Origin of the sequence: Actinosynnema sp. NPDC049800 (genome assembly GCF_040656635.1) — a bacterium.
Classification (GTDB): Bacteria; Actinomycetota; Actinomycetes; order Mycobacteriales; family Pseudonocardiaceae; genus Actinosynnema.
Genome location: NZ_JBFAMT010000023.1, coordinates 60,794 through 86,599 on the forward strand (window position 1 = coordinate 60,794; position 25,806 = coordinate 86,599).

Here is a 25,806-nt window from a genome sequence, read left to right on the forward strand (position 1 = left end):
TGATTATCGTCTGCAACACTGCGGTCGCGGCCCGATCGGGCCCATCCACCCCACGAACGGAGCACTCCACCGTGCGCACCTCAGCACGCCTCGCTCTGCTGCCCTTGGCGGTGGCGGCCCTCCTGGGCGCCGTCGTCGCACCGGCCACCGCGTCCACCACCGCGGTCGTCCTCGACAGCGGGCACGTCGACGTCATCGGCATCGCCTTCGAGGACGGGCAGTTCGACGTCCACGTCCACGACGAGACCAACGACGTCGAGTACGCGCCGTCCGACGTGAAGATCGTCGCCAAGTCGGCGGCCCGCACCACCGTGCCCGCCGATCCCGCCTACTCGTTCCTCGGCGCGGCGGGCAGCCCGGTCTGGGTGCTGCCCGAGGTCGAGGACCCGGCGTTGCTGTGGCCCGGCATCGCCACCGAGGAGATCGAGCCCGGCGTGTTCGTCGGCGACGCCCTGACCCTGCGGTTCGAGTGGGTCTACGGCCCCGCCGGGTTCAGCGTCTTCACCACCGACGCCGTCGGGGCGCCCACCGTGCTCGTGGACAGCGGCAACGGCCTGCCCGACGCGGTCGGCCTCACCGCCGGCAACCACCAGCACGCCAACTGGGCGTTCGAGGCGGCCGGCAACTACGCCGTCGTGGTCCGGGTCAGCGGCGTGCTCGCCGCCACCGGCCAGAAGGTCACCTCCGCGCCCGCCCTCTACCGGTTCAAGGTGAACGCATGAGATCCCGAGTCCTCGCCGCCGCGGCCTTCGCCGCGACCGCCGCCCTGCTCCTGCCCGGCACCGCGCACGCCGCCACCATCTCCCAGGGCCACGTCGACGTCCTCGACGTGGACTGGACCGGCAGCACGTTGACGCTGGACGTCCACGACGCCACCGTGTCCCCCGCCGTCGACCGCGACCCGTCCACCGTCGTGCTCGACGCCGTGCCGGCGAGCAAGACCACCGTGCCGGCCAACTCCGCGTACTCGTTCCTCGGCACGCCCGGCTCCACGGTGTGGGTGCTCCCGCAGGCCCAGGTCACCGGCATCCTGTGGCCCGGGATCAACACGCAGGGCGTGCCGTCCGGCGTGCTGCTGAACAACACCGTGACCGCCAAGCTCGTCTCGGTCTCCGGCCCCGCGGACGTCAGCGTGTACACGACGAGCCTCGGCACGCCCACCGTGTGGTTCGACAGCGGCAACGGCCTGCCCGACAGCCGGACCATCGCGGTCAACACCCACGCGCACGCCAACTGGGCGTTCGAGGCGGCGGGCACCTACACCGTGGTCTTCGAAGCCACCGCCACCAAGGCCGCCGGCGGCGCCGTGACCACCGGGCAGAAGAGCTACACCTTCACCGTCCAGCCCTGACACCCCAGAGCCGACCACGCTGCCGCCCGGTCGAACGGGCGGCAGCGGTGGCGGGCGCGCGGGCGATCGCGCGGCGGCCCAGCGGCAGCGGTGCCGGGCGCGCGGGCGGCGGCGGTCGAGCGGGTGGCTCAGCGGTCGAGTTCCTCGTTCTTGGCGTCGAGGCCGCGGCGGATCGCGCCCGGCGCGGGCGTGAGGCGGTCGCGGACCTTGGCCGAGGAGGCCAGTTGCCACGGCACGCTGGTCACCATGACGCCGGGCTGGAACAGGAGCCTGCCCTTGAGGCGCAGCGCGCTCTGGTTGTGCAGCAGTTGCTCCCACCAGTGCCCGACGACGTACTCGGGGAGGAAGACGGTGACGACGTCGCGGGGGTTGTCGGTGCGCACCCGATTGACGTAGTCCAGAACCGGTTTGGTGATCTCGCGGTACGGCGACTCGATCACCTTGAGCGGGATGGAGAAGTCCTGCTCGTTCCAGAGGGCGACGAGCTCCCTGGTGTCCTTGTCGTCCACGTTGACCGTGACCGCTTCGAGCCGGTCCGGCCGCACCGCCTTGGCGTAGGCCAGCGCGCGCTTGGTGGGACGGTGCACTTTGGACACCAGCACGATCGCGTGGTTGCGGGACGGCAGCCCGATCGGTGACTCGTCGTCGTCCTCCCGGAGCTCGTCGGCGACCCGCTGGTAGTGGCGGCGGATCGCGGCCATCAACGCGTAGATGGCCGCCATCGCGGCGAGCGAGATCCAGGCGCCCTGGGTGAACTTGGTGATCAGGATGACGGCCAGCACCAGGGCGGTCATCGCGAAGCCGAACGCGTTGACCGCCTGGGCGCGCCGCATCCGCCGCCGCGCCGCCGGGTCGGTCTCCGTGCGCAGCAACCGGGTCCAGTGGCGGATCATGCCGCTCTGGCTGATCACGAACGACATGAACACGCCGACGATGTAGAGCTGGATCAGCCGCGTCACCTCGGCGTCGAACGCCACCACGAGCACGATCGCGAACCCGGCGAGGAAGACGATGCCGTTGGAGAACACGAGCCGGTCGCCGCGGGTGTGCAGCTGGCGCGGCAGGTAGCGGTCCTGGGCCAGGATCGAGCCGAGCACCGGGAACCCGTTGAACGCGGTGTTCGCGGCCAGCACCAGGATCAGGCCGGTGAAGAAGATGACGTACCAGGTCGCCGGCGGGAACCCGGCGAACACGGCGTTGGCGAGCTGGGCGACCAGGGTCTTCTGCTCGTAGCCCGCGGGCGCGCCGATCAGCTGGTGCGCGGGGTCCTCGGCGACCTGGGCGCCGGTGAGCCGGGCCAGCATGATCAGGCCGAGGAACATGGTGACGGCCAGCACGCCCATCATCAGCAGGGTCATGGCGGCGTTGCGGCCCTTTGGCTTGCGGAACGCGGGCACGCCGTTGCTGATCGCCTCGACCCCGGTCAGCGCGGCGCTGCCGGAGGAGAACGCGCGCAGGACCAGGAACGCGAGCCCGAGTCCGGCCAGACCACCGTGCTCCTCGACCAGCCGGAAGTCGGCGCTCTCCGCTCGCACGTCGTCCCCCAGCACGTACACGCGGACCAGCGACCACGCGATCATGGCCAGGATGCCGGCGACGAAGGCGTAGGTGGGGATGGCGAACGCGGTGCCGGACTCGCGCACGCCGCGCAGGTTCATCGCGGTGAGCACGACGATGGCGCCGACCGCGAACTCGACCTTGTGGGTCGCCACGAACGGCACGGCCGAGCCGATGTTGGCCGCGGCGGACGCGATCGACACCGCCACCGTCAGCACGTAGTCGACCAGCAGGGCGCTGCCGACCACCAGGCCCCACTTCGGGCCGTGGTTGACGGTGGCCACCTCGTAGTCGCCGCCGCCGGAGGTGTAGGTGCGGACGTTCTGCCGGTAGGAGGCCACCACGGCGGCCATCACCACCGCGACCAGCAGCGCGATCCACGGGCTGAACGCGTACGCCGACGCGCCGGCGACCGAGAGGACCAGCAGGATCTCCTCCGGCGCGTACGCCACGCTCGACATCGGGTCGGAGGCGAACACCGGCAGCGCGATCCGCTTGGGCAGCAGGGTGTGCGACAGGCGGTCGCTGCGGAACGGCCGCCCGACCAAGAGCCGCTTGGCGACGGTCGCGAGCTTGGACATGGAGGCAGGGCCTAGGGGGTCTCGGTCCGGCCTGGTGTGGTCCGGAGTTGCCGGCACGGCGTGCGGTCGACGGCGACCGGTGGCGGGCGGGTCGGGTCGCTCCCGGCGCGCCGGACCTCCACCCGGGCTCCGGGTCGGCCCGGCAGGCGTGTCCCCCGACCACCGCGGGTGACCCTAAAGGGTGAACCGGGCCGTCGGACCCCGGTGCGCGGTTCCTTACGGGATCTTGACGTCGCCCGCGGCCTCACGCCGGTGAGATGCGGCTCAGCAGCGTCAAGGAAGCGTCAATGAGCGGGGCGGCCCGACTTCCGGTGTGATCGGGTGCACGTGTTCCGGGTGGTGCGTCCGAGTGCACCGCCCTCGTCCGGACGGGGTGGATGTGCGCACGACGTGGCTCGCGCCTCGACGACGGGTGACCGCGGGCACGGCTCATCCGGCGCGGACGGTGGTCTTCGGGTTCGGCGCGGCCGTGCTGCTGGGCACGGTGCTGCTGGCGCTGCCCGTGGCGGCCGAGTCGGGGTCGTCGGCGGGCGTGGTCACGGCGGTGTTCACCGCGACGTCCGCGGTGTGCGTGACCGGTCTGGTGGTGGTGGACACCGCGACGCACTGGTCGACGTTCGGCGAGGTGGTCGTGCTGGGCCTGATCCAGGCCGGCGGGCTGGGGATCATGACGCTGGCCACGCTGCTCGGGATGCTGGTGGCCCGCCGGCTGGGGCTGCGGATGCAGCTGACCGCGCAGGCGGAGACCAAGGCGGGCGGGTTGGGCGAGGTCCGCGGCGTCGTGCGGCGGGTCATCGCGGTCAGCCTCGCGGTCGAGGCGGTGACCGCGGTCGTGCTGACCCTCCGGTTCGCCACCGGTTACGGCATGCCGTGGGGACGCGCGGTGTACGAGGGGGTGTTCCACGGCGTCTCGGCGTTCAACAACGCGGGCTTCGCCCTCTACGCGACGAGCATGACCCCCTACGCCACCGACCCGTGGATCACGGTGCCGGTGATGCTGGCGATCATCACCGGCGGCCTGGGCTTCCCGGTGCTGTTCGAGCTGGGCCGCAGGCTGCGGGGCACGCTGCGCCGCTGGACCCTGCACGCCCGCATCACCCTGCTCACCTACGCCGCGCTGCTGGTGTTCGGCGTCGTCGCCATCACCGCGATCGAGTGGTCCAACCCGGCCACGCTCGGTCCGCTGAGCGTGCCCGGCAAGCTGCTGGTGGGCGCGTTCCACGGGGTCAACCCGCGCACGGCCGGGTTCAACTCGCTCGACGTCGCGCAGATGTCGCCGGCGTCGCTGCTGGTCACGGACCTGCTGATGTTCATCGGAGGCGGCAGCGCGGGCACCGCGGGCGGGATCAAGGTGACCACGTTCGCGCTGCTGGCGTTCGTCATCGCGGCCGAGATCCGCGGCGAGCCGAGCGTGCACGTGCTCGGTCGGCGGCTGTCGGCCGAGGTGCAGCGCCAGGCGCTCACGGTGGCGCTGCTCGGCGTCGGCGCGGTGGCCGCCTCGACGTTCGCCCTGCTGCTGATCACGGGTTTCCCGCTGGACGCGGTGTTGTTCGAGACCATCTCCGCGTTCGGCACCGTCGGCCTGTCCACCGGCATCACCGCCGCCATCCCACCGGCGGGGCAGGTGCTGCTGGTGGTCCTGATGTTCATCGGTCGGCTCGGCCCGATCACCCTGGCCGCCGCGCTCGCCCTGCGCGAGCGCGCCCGCCGCTACGAACTACCCGAGGAGCGACCCGTCGTTGGCTAGCAGCAGCGCACCCCGTCCCGGACGCGTCGTCGTCATCGGCCTCGGCCGCTTCGGCAGCTCCCTGGCCCGCGAACTCGTCGCGCACGGCTCGCAGGTGCTGGGCATCGACTCCCGGCCCGCGATCGTGCAGCGCTACGCCGACGACCTCACCCACACCGCCGTGGCCGACACCACCGACGAGACCGCGCTGCGGCAACTCGGCGTGCCGGACTTCCGGCGTGCCGTGGTGGCCATCGGCACCGAGCTGGAAGCCAGCATCCTCACCACGGCGCTGCTGGTCGACTTCGCCATCCCCCACATCTGGGCCAAGGCGACCAGCCGCCAGCACGGCCGCATCCTCGAACGCGTGGGCGCGCACCACGTCGTGCTGCCCGAGCACGACATGGGCGAACGCGTCGCCCACCTCGTCACCGGCCGGATGCTGGACTACATCGAGTTCGAGGACGACTACGCGATGGTCAAGACCGTCGCGCCCGCCGGTGCCGTCGGCGTCCCGTTGGGGCAGAGCAGGCTGCGCACCCACCACGGCGTCACCGTGGTCGCGATCAAGCGCCCCGGCCACGACTTCACCTACGCCACCGCCGACACCGTCGTGCGGGACGGGGACATCCTCATCGTCGCCGGCCGCACCAACCAGGTGGAGACCTTCGCCGACCTCGTCTGAACGGCGTCGGCACCGTCCTGCGCGAGGACGACGGAGACGTGGCGAACGTGGTCGTCGACGACGTCCCGCGCGGCCGGTGAGACGTTGTCCGGTCGGCAGGCATCGTGCGCCGGATCGCAGCCGGCCCGGGGCTGCGCGCGCGCTCAGCCGGCCCGCCGCAGTCGCACCCGGGCGAAGAGCAGCGCGGTCGCGGCGGCCACCCCGGCGAGCGCGGCCACCGCGGCGTGCCACGGCTTGCCGTCGCCGTGGAACATGCCGTTCGCGACGACGACCACGTGGATCGCGCCGAACACGAGCGTGAGGGTCAGCAGTGCCGTGGCCGCACCGGCGCCGCGCCCGCGTCCCCGCGGCGTGCCGACCGGCACGCCCGCCAGCCCGACGGCCAGCACGGCGACGGACACCGCCAGGTAGCCGTACCAACCGAACCGGCCGAGTTCGACGAACATCTCGTTGCCGTGCCGCGCCCCGCGCACGTCCGGCCGGACGAGCAGCCCGGTCACCGGCGTCCCCAACGCTCCCAGCACGAGCAGCACCGGCACCATGGCCGCACGCTACCGACCCGCCGGACACCCCGAACCGGACAACCCGCCACTGCCCTGTGCACGTTCCCAGTCAACTGAGCCCCGCGATGGCTTGAGCTACACATCGATCTGCGCTTTCATTTTGTGCACGTACACAGCCCATCGCCGCCGCGCCGCACCTCGATCAAAGGAGATCGGATGTCCGGACCCACCCGGGCGGCCAAGGCCGTCCTCGCCCTGGCGACCGCCGTGCTCCCGCTGGCCGCGCTCACCCCGGCGGTCTCCGCGGCCGGTTCGCTGAGCATGCTCGGAGCCGACGTCTCGACCGCGCAACGCGCCCTCGACCTCGGCGCGAAGTACTACGACGCGTCCGGCACGGCGCGGGATCCGCTCGACATCCTCAAGGGCGCGGGCGTCAACTACGTCCGCCTGCGCGTCTGGAACAACCCGCGCAGCGGCTACAACAACAAGGCGAAGGTCCTCGCCTACGCCAAGACCGTGAAGGCCAAGGGGCTCAAGCTGCTGGTCGACTTCCACTACTCCGACACGTGGGCCGATCCCGGCAAGCAGTACAAGCCGGCCGCCTGGTCGAGCCACGGCATCGGCCAGCTGCAGACCGACGTCTACAACTACACCCACGACGTCTGCACCAGCCTCAAGGCCCAGGGCACCACGCCGGACAGCGTGCAGATCGGCAACGAGATCAACGTCGGCATGCTCTGGAACGACGGCAAGGTCGTCAACAACGACTTCACCAACCTCAGCCTGCTGCTGAAGGCCGGCTACAACGCCACCAAGGCGTGCAACAGCGGCACCAAGGTCATGGTCCACACGGCCAACGCCGACAGCCTGGCCCACGCCCGCTGGTTCTACGACGGCATCAGGTCCAAGGGCGTGGCGTGGGACATCACCGCGTTGTCGTACTACTGCATGTGGCACGGCACGCTGGCCAACCTCTACAACGTCATCACCGACGTGCGCTCCCGCTACGGCAAGGACGTCGTGCTCGCCGAGACGGCCTACCCGTTCACCACCGGGAACGCCGACAGCACCGGCAACTCCATCACCTCCGGCTGCACGGACTACCCGCTGACGTGGGCGGGCCAGGCGAAGAACTTCGCCCACGTCCAGAACACCGCGCGCAACGCGGGCGCCATCGGCGTCTTCTACTGGGAGCCGACCTGGTACGCGGTGCCCGGCAACGGCTGGGACCCCGCCGACATCGAGCACAGCGGCAACGGCTGGGACAACATGGCGACCTTCGACTGGAGCGGCCGCATCAACCCCGAGGTCCGCTGGACCCCGTGACCCGACGGCGCCGGGCGACCGTCACGCCTCAGGTCCCCCGGCGCCCTCGGCCAACTCCTCGAGACCGGACCGGTCGAGCACGTCGAGCCGCTGCTCGTCCGGCGTGCCGGAGCGCTTGACCAGGCCCTTGCGCTCCAAGTGGCCCAGGGTCTTGCGGAGCTTCTCGGTCACCAACGAGCCCTTGCCCTTGGCCGCGAACTCGGTCTTCTGCTCGACGGCCAGCATCGGCGCGACCTCCCTCTTCCACGCGGTCAGCAGCGCGGCGCGCGGCACCGACGCCTCGTCGCCCGCCACGTCCAGGATGATCCCGGCCAGCACGCGCCCGAAGTCGTCCTGCCGCGTCGAGTGCCGCCGCACCAGCTCCTCCACCGACGTGCGCCCCTCGCCGTCGGAGGTGTCGGGCACGTCGAGCGTGGCCAGCCGCGCCCACAACGCCAGGTCGGCCTCGGTCGGCTCGGTCCCGCCGGCGAGCACGGCGGTCCGGTGGGCGTCGACCGCGGAACCCAGGGCGAGCACGAGGTCGGTCAGCTCGTCCCGGACGTCGTCGCCGCGCAGCCGCCGGGCCGCCGCCGCGATGAGCCGGTGGTGCTCGCGCACCAACGTCTCGAAGTGGGCGGTCTTCGTGGCGCGGTTGGCGTCCTCGGCCGCGTCGCGCTGGTACTCGGCCTGGCTGATCTCACCGTCGAGCGCACGTGCCCGTGCGGCGGCGCGATCGGCCGCGCGGTGCGCGCGCGTCGCCGCGATCCGGTCCAGCATCGCCCGCAGCACCCGGTCGGTCTGCTCGACGTAGGCGTCGGAGGCCAGCAGCCGCCAGGTCTCCTCGTCACGGCTGCGCAGCGCGTTGTTGACGAAGCGGTCGGCGGCGTGGTCGTCGTCCGACCCGTAGGGCAAGGTCACGTGTTCCGGTCCTCGATAGTGGGGGGTGAGGTCCCCCGACCGGGGGACAAGTGAGCCGGCTCGGGCGGCCCGTCGCGGGGTGGTGCGCGCGGCACGACGAGCAGGTACGGCCCGGCGGGGATCCGCCCAGCATAGGCGGCGAGCGGCTCGCTCGCGACACGGCGTGCCCTCCGCGGTGTGGGAGGCTGCGCGGACAAGGTGGAGCCGGGACCGCCCGGCGAGGTGCGGCCGGGACTGCCCGGCGTGGTGATTCGGAGATGCTGCTCGTGGTCGAGATCGTGCCCGGTGTGTCGCGGACGTTCAACGAGTTCCTGTTGCTGCCCAACCGGACCACCGCGGAGTGCACGCCCGCGAAGGTCGACCTCGGCACGCCGCTCGTGCGGCACGCCGTCGGGGAGTCGTCGCCGATCCGGCTGTCGGCGCCGTTCACGTCGGCGATCATGCAGGCGGTCAGCTCGCCCCGGTTGGCGGTGGCCCTGGCCCGGTCCGGTGGCCTGAGCTTCCTGCACCACAACCAGTCCGTGGAGCACCAGGCGGACGCGGTGCGGTTCGTGAAGAACTTCAAGGCGGGGTTCGTGGTCAGCGACACGACGGTCCGCCCGACCGACCCGCTGCGGCACCTCGTCGGCTTGATGAAGACCACCGGCCACAACACCGCCGCCGTCACCGAGGACGGCACGCCGCACGGCCGGTTCGTCGGCCTGGTCACGTCCCGCGACTTCCACTCCGACCGGCACGACCTGGACCTCCCGGTCGCCGACCGGATGCGCGCCGCGGACACCCTGACCTGCGGCAAGGAGGGCATCACCCTGTCGGAGGCCAACACGCTGCTGTGGGAGGACCGCCTCGACTGCCTGCCGGTCGTCGACGGCGCCGGGCACCTCCAGCACCTCGTGTTCCGCTCGGACTACGCCGACCACAAGCAGTTCCCCGGCGCGGTGGTGGACGCGGCCAAGCGGTTCCGGGTCGGCGCGGGCGTGAACACGCACGACTACCGCGACCGCGTGCCCGCGCTGGTCGCCGCCGGCGCGGACGTGCTGTGCCTGGACTCGTCCGACGGCTACAGCGACTGGCAGGCCGAGGCGCTGCGGTGGGTCAAGCGCGAGTTCCCGCAGGTGCCGATCGGCGGTGGCAACGTCGTGGACGGCGAGGCGTTCCGGTTCCTGGCCGACGCGGGCGCGGACTTCGTGAAGGTCGGCATCGGCGGCGGCTCGATCTGCATCACCCGCGACCAGAAGGGCATCGGCCGCGGCCAGGCCAGCGCGGTCATGGACGTCGCCGAGGCCCGTGACGCCTACGCGCGGCGCACCGGCGAGTACGTGCCGATCTGCTCCGACGGCGGCCTGCTGCACGACTACCACATGGCCCTGGCCCTGGCGATGGGCGCGGACTTCGTGATGATGGGCCGCTACTTCGCGCGGTTCGACCAGTCGCCGGGCAAGAAGGTGCGCATCGGCGGCTCGGTCTTCAAGGAGTACTGGGGCGAGGGCTCCAGCCGGGCCCGCAACTGGCAGCGCTACGACCAGGGCGAGGACAAGCTGCACTTCGAGGAGGGCGTGGACGGCTACGTGCCGTACGTCGGCGACCTCGGCGACGCGCTCGCCCTGACCGTGGCCAAGATCAAGGCCACGATGGCGTCCTGCGGCGCGGCGACCATCCCGGTCTTCCAGTCCACCGCGCGGGTGACCCTGGTGTCGGAGCAGAGCTACCAGGAGAACGCCGCCGCGGTCGCCGTGCGCGACAGCGCCGACACCACGCTGGACTGAGTCGGCGGTGGCGGCGCGGGCGGCGCCGCCACCACCGGTGTCAGATGTGCGGCAGCTCGACCTGGACGGTGCGGCCGTTCAACGGCTGCACGGGACGCGCGTTGCCCTCGTAGAACAGGCTCTGGAAGCGGGAGACGGTCGCCTGGGTGACCGTCTTCTCCCCCATCAGGAACCACTGCACGCCCTCGGTGAACGGCGCCGTGGTGAGCGAGCCGGTGTAGCGGGCCGTGGCGCGGTTCACCGGCAGCAGGGTGTTCAGGTCGATGTCGGCGAGGTGCACCTCGTCGCCGCACTCGGGCGCGAGGCGCGACAGCACCTTGTCCACAGTGGACGGCGCGCCGACGCGCAGCGGCACGCCGATCACCAGCAGGGCGCCCGCCGCGCTGCGGTGCACCAGGTGCATCTCCAGCGGGTCGGCGTGCCCGGCGAAGCGGTGCTCCGACGGGGTGTGGAAGTGGAACTGCACGAGGTCGTACCGGACGCCGGAGAGCGTGACGTGGCCGGCGCCGGGCTCGACCTCGAACTCCTCGGTCTCCTCGTGGTCGCGCACGGCGCAGCCGTCGGCCGCCGCCGCGTCCTTGCGGACGTAGTGCAGGTCGCCGGCGGCGTGGTGCCCGTAGGAGATCAGCAGCGGGGGCAGGTGCGGGTCCAAGCGGATCGACGACGGCGTGAGGTCGATCGGGCTCTGCGACGGCACCTGCGACTGGGCCGGTGCGACGCCGGCGGTCAACAACGCGCTGAGGACGACCGGTACGGCGACGGCGACGATGCCTTTTCTTGCCACGTGGCGCAGCCCTTCGGGGACAGGGACCGGGCGGGGGTCGACCCGCTCGGCGGGACCGCACCATCATTGACCCGTTCGAGTGATAATCAATAGGTCAACAAATCACCCGAAAACGCCGGAAACGACATAACAACCTGTGCCATTCGTCACAGATCGCCATTTCGGACAATTTGCCGCGGCCACCGGAAAAGCCGAAATCGCCCAATTCGAAGAAATCGTTCGAGGTGCCGCCCGCCCGTGGCCGGTCCGGCCCCGACGGCGCGGGCCGCCCGGTCCGGGAACCGGAAAGTTCCGCGTCCTCCGGCGAACCCGGTCCAGCGCGGCGCCGAGCGCGGTTGACTTCCGGGAGGACGCGAGGAGGGGCATGGCGGAGCGATTCGGGCCATACCGGGTGGGCGAGCTGCTCGGCCGCGGCGGCATGGGGGTGGTGCACCGCGCTTTCGACACCGCCCACCGCCGCACGGTCGCGCTGAAGCGGCTGCTGACCCGTGACGAGGAGTACGAGGCGCGGTTCCGCCGTGAGTCGCGGATCGCCGCCGCGCTCACCCACCCGCACGTGGTGCCGGTGCACGCCTACGGCGAGATCGACGGGACGCTGTACCTGGACATGATGCTCGTCGACGGCGTCGACCTGCACCGGCTGCTGGCCGACGGCACGGCCCCGGACGACCTGCTCGTCCTGCTGGGCCAGGTCGCCGAGGCGCTCGACGCCGCGCACGCGGCCGGGCTGGTGCACCGCGACGTCAAACCGTCCAACATCATGGTCGACCGGGCGGGCCACGCGTACCTGGCCGACTTCGGCATCGCCCGCCCGGTGTCCTCGGCGGCGACCGCGATCACCCGCACCGGCCACTTCATCGGCTCGCTGGACTACCTCGCGCCCGAGCGCCTCGGCGGTGAGGCCGACGGCCGTGCCGACGTGTACTCGCTGGCGTGCGTGCTCTACGAGGGCCTGACCGGGCGGGTGCCGTTCGGCCGCGCGGAACCGGCCGCGAAGCTGGCCGCGCACCTGCTGGAACCGCCACCCGCGCCGTCACGGCTGGACCCGCGCATCGGTCCCGCCCTGGACGCGGTGCTGGCCCGCGGCCTGGCCAAGGACCCCGGCCACCGCTACCCCACGGCGACGGCGTTGATCACCGCGGCCGTCGACGCCTTACGCGCCAACGGCACCGCGACGGTCGCCGCGGACACCGCCGACCAGGAGCGGTTCGTCGAGGCGATCATCCGGTCGGCCGCCGGCACGGCCGTGGTCGCGGGCGGCGAGGGCTGCCCGTACCCCGGGTTGCGGGGGTTCGCCACCGAGGAGGCGGGCTGGTTCCACGGTCGCGGGCACGTGGTCACCGACCTGCTGGTGCGCCTGGCCGACCAGCTCGTCCGGCCGGAGCCGACGGTGCTGGTGGGCGCGTCGGGCTCGGGCAAGTCGTCGCTGGTGCGGGCAGGGCTGTTACCCGCGGCGGCGGACTGGCCCGCGGTGGTCCTCACCCCCGGCCCGGACCCGGTCGGCGCGCTGGCCGCCGCGGTCGCCGCGCGGACCGGGCAGGACACCGCCGCGCTCGTCCGGCAGATCCGCGCGGGCAGGCTCGATCCGGCCGCCCGCGTGCTGGTCGTGGTCGACCAGTTCGAGGAGCTGTTCACCCACGACGTCGACGAGTCCGACCGCGCGGCCTTCGCCGCCGCCCTGGCCGATCCGGGCCTGGGCCTGGTGGTGCTGGCCGTGCGCGCCGACTTCGTCGAGCAGTGCATCGGCCTGCCGCCGCTGCGCCGCGCGCTGGCCCGGTCGGTGATCCTGGGACCGCTCGGCGTCGACGAGCTCAGCGAGGCGATCACCGCGCCCGCCGCGGCGGTGGGCACGGCGGTCGAGCCGGGCCTGCCCGCCAGGCTGATCGCCGACCTCGGCGGGCCCGACTACGACCCGGGCGCGCTGCCCCGCCTCGCGCACGCGCTGCGCGAGACCTGGCACCACCGGCAGGGCGACACGCTCACGTTGGCGGCGTACCTGGCCACCGGCGGGATCGACGGCGCGGTCGCGCGCACCGCCGAGCAGGTCCACGCCAAGCTGACCGCGGCCGACCGCGCGGTCCTGCGCGCCACCGTGCTGGGCATGGTGAGCGTGCACGACGGCGGCGCGGTCACCCGGCGCCGTGCGGTGGCGCCGCCGGGACCGGTGCTCGACGAGCTGGTCGCCGCCCGGCTCGTCACCGTCGACCGGGACGGCGCCCAGCTCAGCCACGAGGCGCTGCTGTCGGCCTGGCCGCGGCTGCGGGCGTGGGTCGACGAGGACCGCGACGCCCTGCTGGCCCGTCGCCGCCTCGCCGACGCCGCGCAGCGGTGGGCCGACGCGGGCCGCGACCCCGGCGACCTGCCTCGTGGACCGCGCCTGGCCGCGACCTTGAGCCTGGCCGACGGGCGCACCGACCTGACCCTCGTCGAACGGGACTACGTCGACGCGGGCCGACGGGCGCTCAACCGCTCCCGGGCCGGGCGGGTGGCGGTGACCGCCGGGGCGTTGGCGGTGGTCGTGGTCGTCGCGATCGCCGCCACCGTGGCCGTGCTGGCGCGCGGCGAGTCGGCCCAGCGGCTGTCCCGGCAGCTGGCCACCGAGTCGCTGACCACCGAGGACCCGGTCGCGGGGGTGCGCGACGCGCTGCGCGCCTGGCACGCGGACACCACCCCGGAGGCGCGGTCGGCGCTGCTGTCGGCGGTGAGCCGCGTGCCTCCCGTGGCCCTCGGCCAAGGGGACCACCCCGCGTTCGCCGGCGCGCTCACGATCGACGTCGACCCCACGGGCCGCCGCGTCGCCGTGGGCGGGCACGACGGCGAGATGCTGGTGTGGGACGTCGCCGAACGGCGCGCGCTCCTGGCGGCCGAACGCGGTTCGGGCCATGGCGTCACGGCGGTCCGGTTCTCGCCCGACGGCGCCCGGCTCGCCGTCTCGAACCGGGGCACCAGGGTCTGGCACATCGCGACCGCCTCGGTGGAACGGACCGTCGACGGGGGCAACACCGCCGCGTGGAGCCCGGACGGCACGCTCGCGGTCGCGGTGTCGGGCGGCGTCGAGCTGTGGCGCGACGGCGTCCGCGTGCGGGCGTTCGCGCCCGGTGAGTGGATCTCAGCCCTGCGGTTCCGCCCCGACGGGCGCAGGCTCGCCATCGGGCGGTCCGACGGCGCCGTCGAGCTGTGGGAGCCGGCGGGCGAGCGGGTCGGCCTGCGCACCGAGCACCGCGACGAGCTGCCCGGCTCGGAGAACCTCGTCCACCTCGCCTACGCCGCGTCGTACCTGGTGTCCTCGCGCGTGGACGAGGCGATCCGGCTCTGGGACCCGGACACCGCCGAACCGCTGCGCGAACTCGGCCGTGCCCGCAGCCAGGTGGCCGTCCTCGACGGGGGCGAGCGGGTGCTCACCAGCAACGGCGCCGACCTGTTCGCCCTCTCCCCCGCCACCGGGGAGGTCATGGCCGAGTACGCGGGCAACCCGCACACCGTCCACGCGCTGGCCTCGGCGGGTGGCACCGTCGCGGCGAACACGTCGTCGGGCGACACGGTGGTCGTGTGGCGGCCGAACCCGGCCCGCTCCGACCGGCTGCTCGGCCCCGCCGCGGGCCTGGGCGTCGATCCGGCCGACGGCACGGCGTGGGTCGCCGGCGCGCGCGGCGTCGTGCACGCCGGGGACGGCCGGTCGGTCGCCGGAGAGGACGTGCGGATCGGGCCACGGGGGCACCACGCCGTGCTCGCGGACGAGCAGATCACCGTGACCGCGCCCGACGGCGCGCGGCGGACGGTGCCGCTGCCGCGCGACGCCGACGTCCGGAGGTTCGCGGTGTCGGCGGACCTGATCGCGGTCTGCCTGAAGACCGCCACCGGCTACGAGATGGGTGTGTGGGAGCTGGACACCTTCGCCGAGCGCAAGCGGTTCGAACTCCCCTACCAGGTGCGCGACCTCGTCTTCTCGCCCGACGGTGCGTGGTTGGCCGGTGAGGTGCTCGGCGACGTGAGCGTGTGGTCGCGGGTGTGGGACACCGCGTCGTTCACCCAGCAGGAAGGGCGCGTCGAGGACCGGCTCGACGTCGCCATCGGCTTCCACGACGGCTCGCTGGTCGTCGCGGCGGGCGGCGTCGCCAAGTTCGTCGACCCGAGCACCGCGCACGTGCGGCGGGAGTTCCCGGTGGGCGCCGAGATCACCGCCCTGGCGTTCGCCCCCGACGGCGCGACCCTGGCCACGGTCTCCGCCGACCGGCCCGACGTGCGCCTGTGGGACGTCGCCGCCGGCGAACCGCTGGCCTCGATCCAGGGCCACCGCTCGCCACCGACGCGCCTGGCCTTCACCGCCGACGGGGTGGTCAGCGCCGGTGACGAAGTGCTGCGGATCCCGACGGACCCGGCCGAGGCGGTGTCCCGGCTGTGCGCGGTCCTCGCCGAACACCCCGATCCCGACCCGGACGACACCGGGTGCGCCTGAGTCGACACTTTCGAAACCCCGGACCGCTAGTGCTATCAGCCGTGCCAGCGCATCTACCTGCGAACACGCGTCTCTATAGGTGAGTCCGAGGCTTGACTCCGGCGATCATCCGGCCTTGACTGTCCGAAATAGCTCAGTCCAGGTATCGCAACTTTCGGTCGCTACGTCCCGTAGCCCGGTCCGACCCCTTGGAGGAAGTGATGTCCAGAACTGCCGCCACCGATGCCGGCAGGCCGGTGGCACGTGGCGTGCGGCGACGCGTCGCCGCGCTGGCCGGCGCGGTCGGGTTGCTCGGCGCGTTGGCCGTCGTGCTGCCGAACGCGGCCAGCGCCGCCGACTGCTCCAGCGGCTACGTCGCCCTGACCTACGACGACGGCCCCAAGGCCGGTACCACCACCCAGCTGCTCAACGCGCTGCGGTCGGCCGGGCTGCGGGCCACGTTCTTCAACCAGGGCAACAACGTCCAGGCGAACCCGGCCCTCACCCGCAGCCAGCGCGACGCCGGCATGTGGGTGGAGAACCACAGCTGGTCGCACCCGCACATGACGCAGCTCAGCCAGGCCCAGATGACCTCGGAGATCTCCCAGACCCAGCAGGCCGTCCAGTCCGCCACCGGCGTCGCGCCCAAGCTGTTCCGCCCGCCCTACGGCGAGACCAACAGCACCCTCAAGGCCGTCGAAGCGCAGTTCGGCCTGACCGAGGTGCTGTGGAACGTGGACTCGCGGGACTGGAACAACGCCAGCACCGCCCAGATCGTGCAGGCCGCGTCCACGCTGCAGAACGGCGGCGTGATCCTGATGCACGACGGCTACCAGACCACCATCAACGCCGTCCCGCAGATCGCCGCGAACCTGGCGAGCCGCAACCTGTGCGCGGGCATGATCTCGCCGTCGACCGGTCGGGCCGTCGCACCCTCGGACACCCCGCCGACCAGCACCACGACCACCACCACGACGACAACCACCACTTCGACCACGACGACGACCACCACCACCAGCACCACCACACCGCCGACCGGGGCGTGCACCGCCTCGTACCGCACGGTCAACTCGTGGCAGGGCGGCTTCCAGGCCGACGTCACGGTGACGGCGGGCTCCGCGATCACCGGCTGGACCGTGCGGTGGACGTTGGCCTCCGGCCAGACGATCACCCAGGTCTGGGGCGGCGTGTCCGTCGGCTCCGGCAGCCAGGCCGCGATCCGCAACGCCGCGTGGAACGGGTCGCTGGGCGCCAACGCCTCGACCACGTTCGGGTTCATCGCCACCGGCGCCCCGTCGGCCACGACCCTGAGCTGCACCAGTCCCTGACCCGGTGACGCACGCCGGTGCGCCCCGCACACCCGCCGCGGTGCGCACCGGCGACGTCAGCTCGTCAGGTGCCGCACCGCCCTGGGCAGGACGCCGTGCAGGTCGTCCAGCGTCCCCGGCGGGTAGTCCGCCCGGACCGTGTAGACGCACGACAGCAGGTGCCCGTGCGAGAAGAACGCCGCGCACAGCCAGTACGTCTTGGTGTCGTCCGTGGTCGTGGCGCAGTACCCGAGGAACGGGTCGACCCCCTCTGGGGCATCCACGACGACGTCCTCGAGCACGGTGAACTGCTGCGGGTCCGGCTCGATCGTCCAGGTGGTGCACTGCCTGGTTGCCTCGACGACCTGCCGCAGGACCTCGGCGCCGGTGGCCTCGGCATACCCGGTCACGACCTGGCGCAGCACGATGTCGTCGTTGATCCACTCGCGGTACAGCGTGGGCATGTAGCCCCGTTCGGCGGCGACCTCCACCTCGCACGGCTTCGGCTGCCACTGGAAGGCGTACTCCTCCGCCGACGGGCCGGTGAAGCCGTAGTCCGCCATCCCGTCCTCGGGAATGGCCGCCTGCTCGACCATCGTGGGCAACCGGTCGGTCAACGACGGCACACCGGACGTCGGCACCGCGGTGGCGTTCGTCCGCTCCGCGACCGCCGAACCCGACACCGGAGTGCTGCACGCACCTAACAAGCACACGCCGACGAGTAATCCCCCCAAGGACCTCATACCCACGTGTCGCCCTCGTGGCCGGCGGTGTTTCAAGCGCAGGCGACAAAGCGCGGCGGCCGGAGCCTCAATGCGGGAACGCGCGCTGTGCCCGTCGCGTGAGGTCTTCGCGGTGGTCCTCGATCGCCAGCCCGATGTCGATCATGGTTTCGGTGTCCCGGATCCGGTCCAGGTAGCCGACCGACGCGGCGAGGGCGGGCAGGTCGACCGCGAAGTACACGCCCATCAACGGGTTGACGAACAGCTCGCTGCCCGCGGTGCGCGAGGTGACCGGCACGTTGCCGAACTCGCCGCGCAACGCCGCCGCGATCTGCCCGTTCACGATGCTCGGCCGCAGCGGGGTGGCGGCTTGGGCGTGCGCGACGGCGTCCAGGTAAGCCCGTGCCTCGGCGGAGGCGGAGGGGATGGACAGCGCGCCCAGGTAGCCGCCGGCCCGGTCCAACGCGGCCAGGTTCTCCAGCACGTGCGCGTGGCACACGCCGTGGTAGGAGTCGACGCCGAAACCCAGGCACACCACCAGTCGCTCCACGCCGTCGAGCGCGTCGACCGCGGCGAGGCTCGCCACGTCCTCCTCGGGCGTGCCGAGCCCGGACTCGTCGCCGCGCATCAGGATGTCCGTGCCGCCGTCGACCAGGACGACCGCGTCCACGCCCAGCCGGTCGACCAACGTCCGGTAGGCCGCGGTCAACGGCCGCACCCCGGTGCGCGGGAACGCGTGCACGGTGGACGGCAGCGCGCGGGCGGCCAGCCACCGGGCCAAGGTGCGCTCGGGGAAGTAGTCGTCGCTGCCCGCGCTGTCCGGCCCGACCGCCGCCACGTCGGGCGCGATCCAGTCGTCGAGGTCGAGCCGGTCCAGCGGGCTGAACGAGAGGTTCGCCAGGTGCACCCGCTTGCCCGACGCGCGCAACGCGAACGCCAGCGGCAGACCCGCGTACACGTCGAACCCACCGCCCGCGCCCGCGACCAGCACGCTCGACGCGGACTTCAACCGGGTGAACAACGGGGGCTCGGACAACGTGAACACCCCGTGATCATAGGGAGGGCGGCCCCGCGACCGAGCGCCTCGGCTAGCGTCGTCGAGCGTGACGGCACGTGATCTCCCGACCCCGCCGGCCTTCACCGCGCTCGAAGCCTGGGCCGGACCGGGGCGGGTCGTCCGCGCCGCCGAGCCGGACCTGGCCGCCTGGCGACTGCCGCGACCGCAGAAGGCGTCGCTGGTCTCGAGTGGCGTGCCGGTGCTCGAAGGTGTCGTCGACGTGGTGTCGTTCGCGGCCGAGCCGACGGGGTACCGGCTCGCGGGCCGCGACCCGGGCACGACCTACGCCGCCGAACCCGGGACCGGACGGGTGCTGGAGCGGGCGTCGGGCGGCACGAGGCTGGTCAACTCCTCGATCGACCACTGGCTGTGCTCGCTGCACCTCGTCGGGACCTGGCTGGCCGGCTCGACCGCGATCCACCAGTGGGACGAGGACGCGGCGATGGAGGAGCGGGCGCTCGCCGAGCTCGCCGACCTGGTGGAGCGGATCGCCCGCCTCGACCCGGCCGCGCGGGGCGACGACCACCGGACGCACTTCTGGCCCGCCGTCCTGGACCGGTGGCTGTACTGACCGACGCGACGGACGCCGTCCGGTTCACGCGCCCAGCGCCCGCCGGTCCGTCGGTTCCCGGCCGAGGTCGTGCAGCCAGTGCTCGTGGCCGGGTGGCTCGTAGACCATCGGCGACTCCGCGAACCGGCGCAGGGCGGCCTTGTCGGGCTTCGCCCGGCGCAGGGCGGCCACGACCCGGTCGAGCCGGCGGGTCCGCTCGTCGGGGTCGGCGGGAACGGCGGGCAGCTGGTCCGGCCCCGGGCGGGAGCCGTCGGCCAGGTAGGACAGCACGACGACGCGGAGGCCGACCTCCGCGACCACGCCGGGGTGCCACGCCCCGCTCGGGAGGTCGTCCAGTTCCGCCAGGAGGTCCCGGGCTCGCGCGTGCTCGCCGATCTCCGCGTGCGTGGCGGCCAGCTCGACCGTCGCGCACAACGCGCGGGCGTGGTCCTTCGCCGCGCGGTGCAGGTGGGTGGCGGCGAGGAACAGCTCGGCGGCCTCGGCGTGGGACGACTGGCGGCGCGCCGCGCGGGCGCCGAAGAACGCGGCCAGCCCGGCGTTGCCGAAGTTCCGGTCCTCCTCGAAGAGGTCCGCGGCCTTGCGCCACAAGGCGGTCGCGCCGGGGCCGGTCGCCACCCTGGCCTCCTCGTAGAACGCGTCGGCACGCAGCCGCACCGGCGTCCGGGCGTCCATCAAGGCGCGGGTCACGGCCACCCAGCGCCGGGCCGCGGCGAAGTCCGACAGGCGCAGGGCGAGCCTGGTGTTGTTGATCGCCACCGGCAGCGCGGTGGCGTTCAGGCCGACGGTCCGGAACGCGTCGACCGACCGCTCTCCCGCCGCCAGCGCGCCGGCCGGGTCGGACCGGCCCGCGAGGTGCCTGGCCAGCTCGAACGTGACGCGCCCGACCAGCTCGCCGAGCCCGGCGTCGGCGGCGACGCGCTCGGCGGTGGCGAACGCGGCCGCCGCGGCCTCCCCGTCGAGGGTGCGCGCCAGGTCCAGGTACTCGCGCACGGCCGCGTCGACGTCGCCGGCGCGGTGGCGCAGCCGGGCCGCGTGCTCGCGGTCGCGGCGGACGGACTCGTCGTCGGACTCCGCCTCGTGCACGGCGCGCAGCCCGTCGGTGAGGTCGCCGGCCAGGTCGAACCACTCCTCCCGTTCGGCGAGGTCGCGGGCGGCGACCAGCGGGGTCGGGTCGAGCCGGAGGACGAGGTCGGGTTCGGCACCGGCCCGCAGGTCGTCGCGCAGCCTGGTCAGCAGGAGCTTGCGGAAGCGGGCCACGGCGTCCGGCGACTCCTCCGCCTCCAGCCGCTCCCGCGCGTACAGGCGCACGAGTTCGAACAGCCGGAACACCGGTTCGGGCGGGTCGCCGAGCTCCTCGTACCCGGCCACGCTGCGGTCGGCCAGGCGGTAGAGGGTGAGCCGGGTGGCGTCCGGGTCGCGGCCCAGCCCCCGGCCGAGGTCCTCGGCGGTCGCGGCCGAGCCCGGCGCGGCGGGCAGGTACCGGAACGCCGTGCGCGCGTCGTCGTCCAGGTGCCGGTAGCTCAGCTCGATGGCCAGCCGCATCGGCAGCACGTCGTCGTCGAGGAACGCGAGCCTGGTCCGCTCGCGGGCCACCAGCCTGGCCACGCCCTCGGCGCCGGTCTCCGGGTGGTTGGTCATCCACGACGCGATCAGCCGCAGCGCCATCGGCAGGTCGGCGCACGCAGCCGCGATCCGGTCCAACGCCCCGGCCGGCGCGCCGGCGCGCACCCCGGCCAGCAGCTCGACCGACGCCGCGCGGTCCAGCGGCGGCACGCGCAGCACCACGTCGGCGTAGCCCTGCGTGCGGTTGCGGGAGGTGACGACGACCGCGCACGTCGGCGGCGCGGGCACCAGGGGCGCGACGTGCTTGGCGTCCAACGCGTTGTCCAGCACCAGGAGCACCCCGCGCCCGTCCAAGGCGGCACGCAGGTGCGCCGCCTCCGCGCCGGGCTCGGGCGTCACGCCGACGCTGTGGCACACCAGCCTCGCCACGTCCGACGCCGTCCGCCGCGCGTCGAGGCCGAGCAGGTCCACGTACCGGACGCCGCCGGGGAACCGGTCGGCCAGCACGTGGGCCGCCTCGACCGCCACGGCCGAGACGCCCGCCCCGAGCTGACCGGTGAGGAACGCCGTGGCCCGGCCCCGTTCGGCGAGCCGGGCGGTGACCCGCGCGACCAGGTCGGCCACCAGCGCGCCCCGACCGGCCAACGCGGGCTCGCGCGGCGGCAGCGCCGTCATGCCCAACGCCGTGCGGTGCAACGGCGTGGGCGCGACGGGCAGGCCGGCGGCCTCACCCGGCCGCACCAGCACCGCCTGGGTCGAGGCCGACCGGACCGGCGGCAGGGCGGCGGCCAGGGCGTTGGCGAGTCGTCGCGCGTCCGGGGTGGCGGCCCGGCCGGACAACACCTCGCGCCGCAGCTCGACCGAGGCCGCATCGAGGTCGGTGCGCTCGTCGGCGAGCCGGCGCACCAGCTGCCGCCGCACCGCCGCCGGCAGGTCGCGCGCGCCCGGCACGGCCTCGGCGCCGAGCACCCAGCGGGCCAGCGCCTCGTCGTGACCGGGCAGCGACGGCAGCAGCACCCGCGGGTCCAGGCCGCGCCGGGCCAGGTGCGGCCACAGCGCGTCGGAACCGCCGACCTCGGTCACGGCCGCGGCCAGCAGCTCGGAGGCGACGCCGCCCAGCGCGTCCAGGTCGAGCCGGCGCAGCAGGGGCCCGAGCTGCGCCGCGACCTCGTGCGGTCCCTCGCCGCGCGGCAGGCGCGAGTCGCGCAACGACTCCAGCAGCTTCGCCGCCGCACCCGCCAGGTCCAGGCCGTCACCCAGCCGCAGGGGCGTCCGCAGCTCCAGCCCGTACGGCAGGGCGTCCACCTGCTCCAGCACCAGCGGCACGACGCGCCGCCGACCGTCCGCGCGGGCCAGCGTGATCGCGCGGACGATCTCCTCACGCAGGTAGACGGCGTTCTCCGTGCGTCGGGACACCAGCACCACGGTGATCCGCGACGCCCGCAGGTGCCGGTCGAGGACGAGGTCCCACTCGTCGCCCGCGCGCAGCATCGAGTCCTCGTAGACCGTCGCGTGCGGTTCCAGCAGGGACCGCAGCCGTTCGGCGGTGGGGCTGTCCGCGCCGGCGTGCGCCAGGAAGAAGTCCCACTCCACCCGTTCCTCCCCACCGCGCGGCGATCCCCACTGCCACTGTGTCGGCCGAACCCGCCCCAGCGCTACCTCGCCCACTGCCGAGGGCTGATCTGCCCACAGCAGCACGTGCCGCGAGACGCGCCCGTGCCCGGGCATGGTCGGGGCATGACCGACAACGCCAAGCAGCCCTTGTTCGACCACCGACTGCGAGACCGGTTCTTCAGCCAGCGGGTGCTCGTCCTCGACGGCCCGCTCGACGACGACAACGGCACCGTGCTCGCCACCCAGCTGCTGTCCCTGGCCGCCGAGGACCCCGACAAGGACGTCGCGCTGTGGATCCACTCGCCGGGCGGCTCGGTGCCGGCGATGCTCGCGATCCGCGACGTGATGCGGCTCGTGCCGTGCGACGTGGCCACCCTCGCGTTGGGACTGGCGTGCAGCGCCGGGCAGTTCCTGCTGTCCGCGGGCACGCCGGGCAAGCGCTTCGCCCTGCCCCACGCCCGCATCCTGATGCACCAGGGCTCGGCCGGGATCGGCGGGTCGGCCGTCGAGGTGCAGGTGCAGGCGGACGACCTGCGGCACACCCGCGACACCGTGCTCGGGCTCATCGCGGAGGACACGGGCCAGCCGATCGACCGGATCTTCACCGACTCCCTGCACGACCGCTGGTTCACCACCGGTGAGGCGCTCGACTACGGCTTCATCGACCAGGTCGTCGAACGCCTGGACCAGGTCGTGCCCGTGCGCACGCACGAGCTGGGGCTCGGCCCGCGGACGGGGGCGCGCGCATGAGCACGTACACCATCCCCAACGTCATCACCCGCGCCCCGGGCGGCGAGCGGATCATGGACGTCTACTCGCACCTGCTGTCCGAGCGGATCGTCTACCTCGGCACCGCGATCGACTCCGGGGTGGCCAACGCCCTGATCGCGCAGCTGCTGTACCTGGAGGCGGACAACCCGGACCGCGAGATCAACCTCTACATCAACAACGAGGGCGGCGACCCGTCCGCGATGCTCGCGCTCTACGACACCATCCGCTACATCAAGGCGCCGGTGTCGACGACGTGCGTCGGCCAGGCGGTGGCGACCGGCGCCGTGCTGCTGGCGGCGGGCGCGGCCGGGCACCGGTTCGTGCTGCCGCACACCAGGGTGGTGCTGCACCAGCCCGCGGCGCAGGGGCGCGGCACCATCCCGGACCTCATCCTGCAGGCCGACGAGGTGGTGCGCGTGCGTGCTCAGCTGGAGGCGATCCTGTCGCTGCACACCGGTCGCGACGTCGCGGAACTGCGGCACGACACCGACCGCGACCGGGTGTTCTCCGCGGCGGACGCGGTCCGCTACGGGCTCGCCGACCGCGTCCTCGAACACCGGGACTGAGGCCGGGGCCTCACGCGGCCAGGAGCACGGGTCCCGCCGGGCGACGTCCGGCCGCGGGGCCCGTGCGGCGGTGCCGGCGGACGTCGCTCGCGATGTCGGCGAGCAGGTCGAACAGGTCGACGCCGAGCGCGCCGGTGACGGCGGCGATCATCTCGCTGGACGGTTCCTTGCGGCCGCGTTCGATCTCGGAGAGGTACTGCGGTGAGATGCCGGCCCGTTCCGCGACGTCGACGAGGCGGCTGCCCCGTTCCTCCCGCGCCGCGCGCAGGGACCGGCCGAGCACGTCCCGCCACAGCGGGTCCGGCTCGCGATCCGGCGTGCGATCCGGTGTGCGCTTCTGGTGGAAAGGGAGGATGTCCGCCATGCCGCCATCGTGACGCAGGCCGGGCGCACAAGGGCAGCGGTTCCGCTCCCGGCGGACACGGCGGGTGGGGCGTTGATCGTTAGCACAACGTTGGCGCGGCGTTGGCGGCGATCACTTGACTGCCAGGGTCAGGCGTCCCCGTCCCGGCTCGAACCCAGCGCTTGTGAGGAAGGTCCGGCTCATGGCAACAGGCACCGCCGAGGTGGTCCCCGCGCGAACCGTGCTCAGGAAGACCGCGGCCAGGGCCGACGTCCAGCAGCGGATCGAGGCGATCGGCAAGGAGGCGGAGGCCGAGCCGGACTCCGTGGTCGGCAGGCCGACCGGCGGTCGGTTCCCCGACGACCCGTTCGCGAGCCTGCGGGGCGTCGCGGGGTGGGCGGTCGACTACGTGACCTTCCTGCGCGAGCCGATCGACCAGTTGCAGGGCGACCCGCAGAGCGTGCAGGCCACCGCGGACGCGATCCGCTCCGCGGCGGAGCGGATGCGCGAGCTGGCCTCGACGCAGCGCGACACGCTGGCCAAGCCGCAGGGGTGGACCGGCAAGGCCCAGGAGGCCTACCAGACCAGCATGGACACCCTCGGCGAGGAGCTGGACTCGGTGGCCGGCGCGGTGGCGGTGAAGGGCGTGGTCGTCGAGAACAGCGGCGCGATGGTGCAGGCGCTGCGCGAGGCGTTGCTGCACACCGTCGGCCAGTACTCGAACTCGCTGGTGCCGGGCGCGATCACCGCCTACGTCTTCGCGCCGATCACGTTCGGCGCGTCCATCGCGATGTTCCTGGCCTCAGTGGTGGACAGCGCGTCGCAGCTCGGGACGAGCATCTCGGCCAAGATGGACGACCTGAACGCGGCGCTGACCCGCCAGGTCGACCGGGTCAAGCAGCTCGACGAGATCTCGGACGAGGTCGGCCGCGGCTGGGAGCGCTTCGAGGCCGCCACGAGCGGTGTTTCGGCGGCGAAACCGGCCCACAACGCGTCCAGGCGCATGCTGCGCGAGGGCGAGACCACCGAGGCCTCCCGGCCCATGGCGGCCAAGCGGATGTTGGCCACGGAGGGAACGGAAGCGCTGCGGCCCATGGAGGCTCGGCGAATGGTCGCCGTGGAGGAAACCGAAGCGCTGCGACCGATGGAAGCCACGCGGATGGTCGCCGCCGAAGAGAGGGAAGTGCTGCGACCCATGAACGCCGTGGCGGCCGAGCGGCTCGTCGGTCGGCTCGTGGACGAGCCCACCTACTCCGCGCGGGTGGCTGAGGAACCGGTCCAGGCGCGGCAGGCGCTCCAGGCCGAACCGATGATGCGGGCGTCCCGCGTGGAGGAACCGCTCCAGGCCCGCCACGCCGTGCACGCCGAGCCGCTGCAAGCAGCCCACGTGACCGAGCCGCTGCAAGCCCGCCACGCCGTCCAAGCCGAACCGATGATGCGGGCGACCTACGCGCAGGCCGAGCCGATGGTGCAGGCAACCCGCGCCGACGCCCCCGTGCAGTACGAGCGGGCCGTCCACGCCACCGAGCCGGTCACCCACTACCGAGCCGCCGAGCAGGGGGAGCTGCGCGCGGTGCACGCCACCCGCGAGGCGACGGTCCGCAGGGTCGAGGAAACCGAGTAGGCCAGGGCGGTCCCCGACCGCCCGGCCGAGAACCTCCCCGTCCTTCCCACTTCCCTG

Annotated in this window: 20 protein-coding genes; 12 read left to right on the forward strand and 8 right to left on the reverse strand. The window is 73.2% G+C overall.

Annotated features, from left to right (window positions below):
• Positions 1 to 71: 71 nt before the first annotated feature.
• On the forward strand, positions 72 to 722 hold the full coding sequence (locus tag AB0I91_RS24780; protein WP_498778533.1) for a choice-of-anchor M domain-containing protein: 651 nt from the start codon (positions 72 to 74) through the stop codon (positions 720 to 722).
• Positions 719 to 1,351: a choice-of-anchor M domain-containing protein gene (locus AB0I91_RS24785; protein ID WP_498778534.1), complete on the forward strand. Its 633-nt coding sequence runs from the start codon at positions 719 to 721 to the stop codon at positions 1,349 to 1,351. The genes AB0I91_RS24780 and AB0I91_RS24785 overlap by 4 nt, the downstream gene beginning before the upstream one ends.
• A gap of 128 nt (positions 1,352 to 1,479) precedes the next feature.
• Here the strand turns inward: AB0I91_RS24785 and AB0I91_RS24790 are convergent, their stop codons facing one another.
• Positions 1,480 to 3,489 carry an APC family permease gene (locus AB0I91_RS24790; protein ID WP_499639057.1) on the reverse strand — a complete coding sequence of 670 codons (2,010 nt, stop codon included), beginning with the start codon at positions 3,487 to 3,489 and terminating at the stop codon, positions 1,480 to 1,482.
• 379 nt (positions 3,490 to 3,868) lie between these two features.
• Between AB0I91_RS24790 and AB0I91_RS24795 the strand changes: the two genes are divergently transcribed.
• Both AB0I91_RS24795 and AB0I91_RS24800 read left to right on the forward strand, forming a co-directional pair.
• The gene (locus tag AB0I91_RS24795) at positions 3,869 to 5,236 is read left to right on the forward strand and encodes a TrkH family potassium uptake protein (protein ID WP_499639059.1); all 1,368 of its coding nucleotides are present in this window, start codon (positions 3,869 to 3,871) and stop codon (positions 5,234 to 5,236) included.
• Complete coding sequence (locus AB0I91_RS24800) at positions 5,229 to 5,900, forward strand: potassium channel family protein (RefSeq protein WP_498778537.1); 672 nt, start codon at positions 5,229 to 5,231, stop codon at positions 5,898 to 5,900. The genes AB0I91_RS24795 and AB0I91_RS24800 overlap by 8 nt, the downstream gene beginning before the upstream one ends.
• Before the next feature lie 143 nt (positions 5,901 to 6,043).
• Here AB0I91_RS24800 and AB0I91_RS24805 read toward each other — a convergent pair whose 3' ends face one another.
• Positions 6,044 to 6,442 carry a hypothetical protein gene (locus AB0I91_RS24805; protein WP_498778538.1) on the reverse strand — a complete coding sequence of 133 codons (399 nt, stop codon included), beginning with the start codon at positions 6,440 to 6,442 and terminating at the stop codon, positions 6,044 to 6,046.
• 177 nt (positions 6,443 to 6,619) lie between these two features.
• On the opposite strand from AB0I91_RS24805, the gene AB0I91_RS24810 reads away from it, so the two are divergent.
• Positions 6,620 to 7,729: a glycoside hydrolase family 53 protein gene (locus AB0I91_RS24810; RefSeq protein WP_498778539.1), complete on the forward strand. Its 1,110-nt coding sequence runs from the start codon at positions 6,620 to 6,622 to the stop codon at positions 7,727 to 7,729.
• 21 nt (positions 7,730 to 7,750) lie between these two features.
• Here the strand turns inward: AB0I91_RS24810 and AB0I91_RS24815 are convergent, their stop codons facing one another.
• A complete protein-coding gene (locus tag AB0I91_RS24815; protein ID WP_498778540.1) occupies positions 7,751 to 8,626 on the reverse strand; it encodes a hypothetical protein in 876 nt (291 codons plus the stop codon).
• Positions 8,627 to 8,883: 257 nt separating this feature from the next.
• Between AB0I91_RS24815 and AB0I91_RS24820 the strand changes: the two genes are divergently transcribed.
• A complete protein-coding gene (locus AB0I91_RS24820; RefSeq protein WP_498778541.1) occupies positions 8,884 to 10,392 on the forward strand; it encodes an IMP dehydrogenase in 1,509 nt (502 codons plus the stop codon).
• A gap of 40 nt (positions 10,393 to 10,432) precedes the next feature.
• Here AB0I91_RS24820 and AB0I91_RS24825 read toward each other — a convergent pair whose 3' ends face one another.
• Positions 10,433 to 11,176: a carbonic anhydrase family protein gene (locus AB0I91_RS24825; RefSeq protein WP_498778542.1), complete on the reverse strand. Its 744-nt coding sequence runs from the start codon at positions 11,174 to 11,176 to the stop codon at positions 10,433 to 10,435.
• A gap of 364 nt (positions 11,177 to 11,540) precedes the next feature.
• On the opposite strand from AB0I91_RS24825, the gene AB0I91_RS24830 reads away from it, so the two are divergent.
• Positions 11,541 to 15,632, forward strand: coding sequence for a WD40 repeat domain-containing serine/threonine protein kinase (locus AB0I91_RS24830; protein ID WP_499639062.1), 4,092 nt, complete (start codon positions 11,541 to 11,543; stop codon positions 15,630 to 15,632).
• 200 nt (positions 15,633 to 15,832) lie between these two features.
• Positions 15,833 to 16,939: a polysaccharide deacetylase family protein gene (locus tag AB0I91_RS24835; protein WP_499639064.1), complete on the forward strand. Its 1,107-nt coding sequence runs from the start codon at positions 15,833 to 15,835 to the stop codon at positions 16,937 to 16,939.
• Between the two features lie 56 nt (positions 16,940 to 16,995).
• On the opposite strand, the gene AB0I91_RS24840 is transcribed toward AB0I91_RS24835, so the two are convergent.
• Both AB0I91_RS24840 and AB0I91_RS24845 read right to left on the reverse strand, forming a co-directional pair.
• Positions 16,996 to 17,601 (reverse strand): hypothetical protein, encoded by a 606-nt coding sequence (locus tag AB0I91_RS24840; protein ID WP_498778545.1) that lies wholly within the window; start codon positions 17,599 to 17,601, stop codon positions 16,996 to 16,998.
• Between the two features lie 127 nt (positions 17,602 to 17,728).
• Positions 17,729 to 18,685, reverse strand: a complete 957-nt coding sequence (locus AB0I91_RS24845; protein WP_499639066.1) for a DUF1152 domain-containing protein — start codon at positions 18,683 to 18,685, stop codon at positions 17,729 to 17,731.
• A gap of 58 nt (positions 18,686 to 18,743) precedes the next feature.
• On the opposite strand from AB0I91_RS24845, the gene AB0I91_RS24850 reads away from it, so the two are divergent.
• Positions 18,744 to 19,268, forward strand: coding sequence for an SUKH-4 family immunity protein (locus AB0I91_RS24850; RefSeq protein ID WP_498778547.1), 525 nt, complete (start codon positions 18,744 to 18,746; stop codon positions 19,266 to 19,268).
• A 24-nt stretch (positions 19,269 to 19,292) separates the two neighbouring features.
• On the opposite strand, the gene AB0I91_RS24855 is transcribed toward AB0I91_RS24850, so the two are convergent.
• Positions 19,293 to 22,424, reverse strand: coding sequence for a TIR domain-containing protein (locus AB0I91_RS24855; protein WP_499639068.1), 3,132 nt, complete (start codon positions 22,422 to 22,424; stop codon positions 19,293 to 19,295).
• Positions 22,425 to 22,568: 144 nt separating this feature from the next.
• Between AB0I91_RS24855 and AB0I91_RS24860 the strand changes: the two genes are divergently transcribed.
• Both AB0I91_RS24860 and AB0I91_RS24865 read left to right on the forward strand, forming a co-directional pair.
• Positions 22,569 to 23,195, forward strand: coding sequence for a ClpP family protease (locus AB0I91_RS24860; protein ID WP_498778549.1), 627 nt, complete (start codon positions 22,569 to 22,571; stop codon positions 23,193 to 23,195).
• Complete coding sequence (locus tag AB0I91_RS24865; RefSeq protein WP_498778550.1) at positions 23,192 to 23,782, forward strand: ClpP family protease; 591 nt, start codon at positions 23,192 to 23,194, stop codon at positions 23,780 to 23,782. Before AB0I91_RS24860 ends, AB0I91_RS24865 begins: the two co-directional genes overlap by 4 nt.
• Before the next feature lie 10 nt (positions 23,783 to 23,792).
• Here the strand turns inward: AB0I91_RS24865 and AB0I91_RS24870 are convergent, their stop codons facing one another.
• The gene (locus AB0I91_RS24870) at positions 23,793 to 24,146 is read right to left on the reverse strand and encodes a helix-turn-helix domain-containing protein (protein WP_499639070.1); all 354 of its coding nucleotides are present in this window, start codon (positions 24,144 to 24,146) and stop codon (positions 23,793 to 23,795) included.
• Between the two features lie 181 nt (positions 24,147 to 24,327).
• Between AB0I91_RS24870 and AB0I91_RS24875 the strand changes: the two genes are divergently transcribed.
• Entirely contained in the window at positions 24,328 to 25,749 is a 1,422-nt protein-coding gene (locus AB0I91_RS24875; protein ID WP_499639072.1) for a hypothetical protein, read from the forward strand.
• Positions 25,750 to 25,806 lie beyond the last annotated feature (57 nt).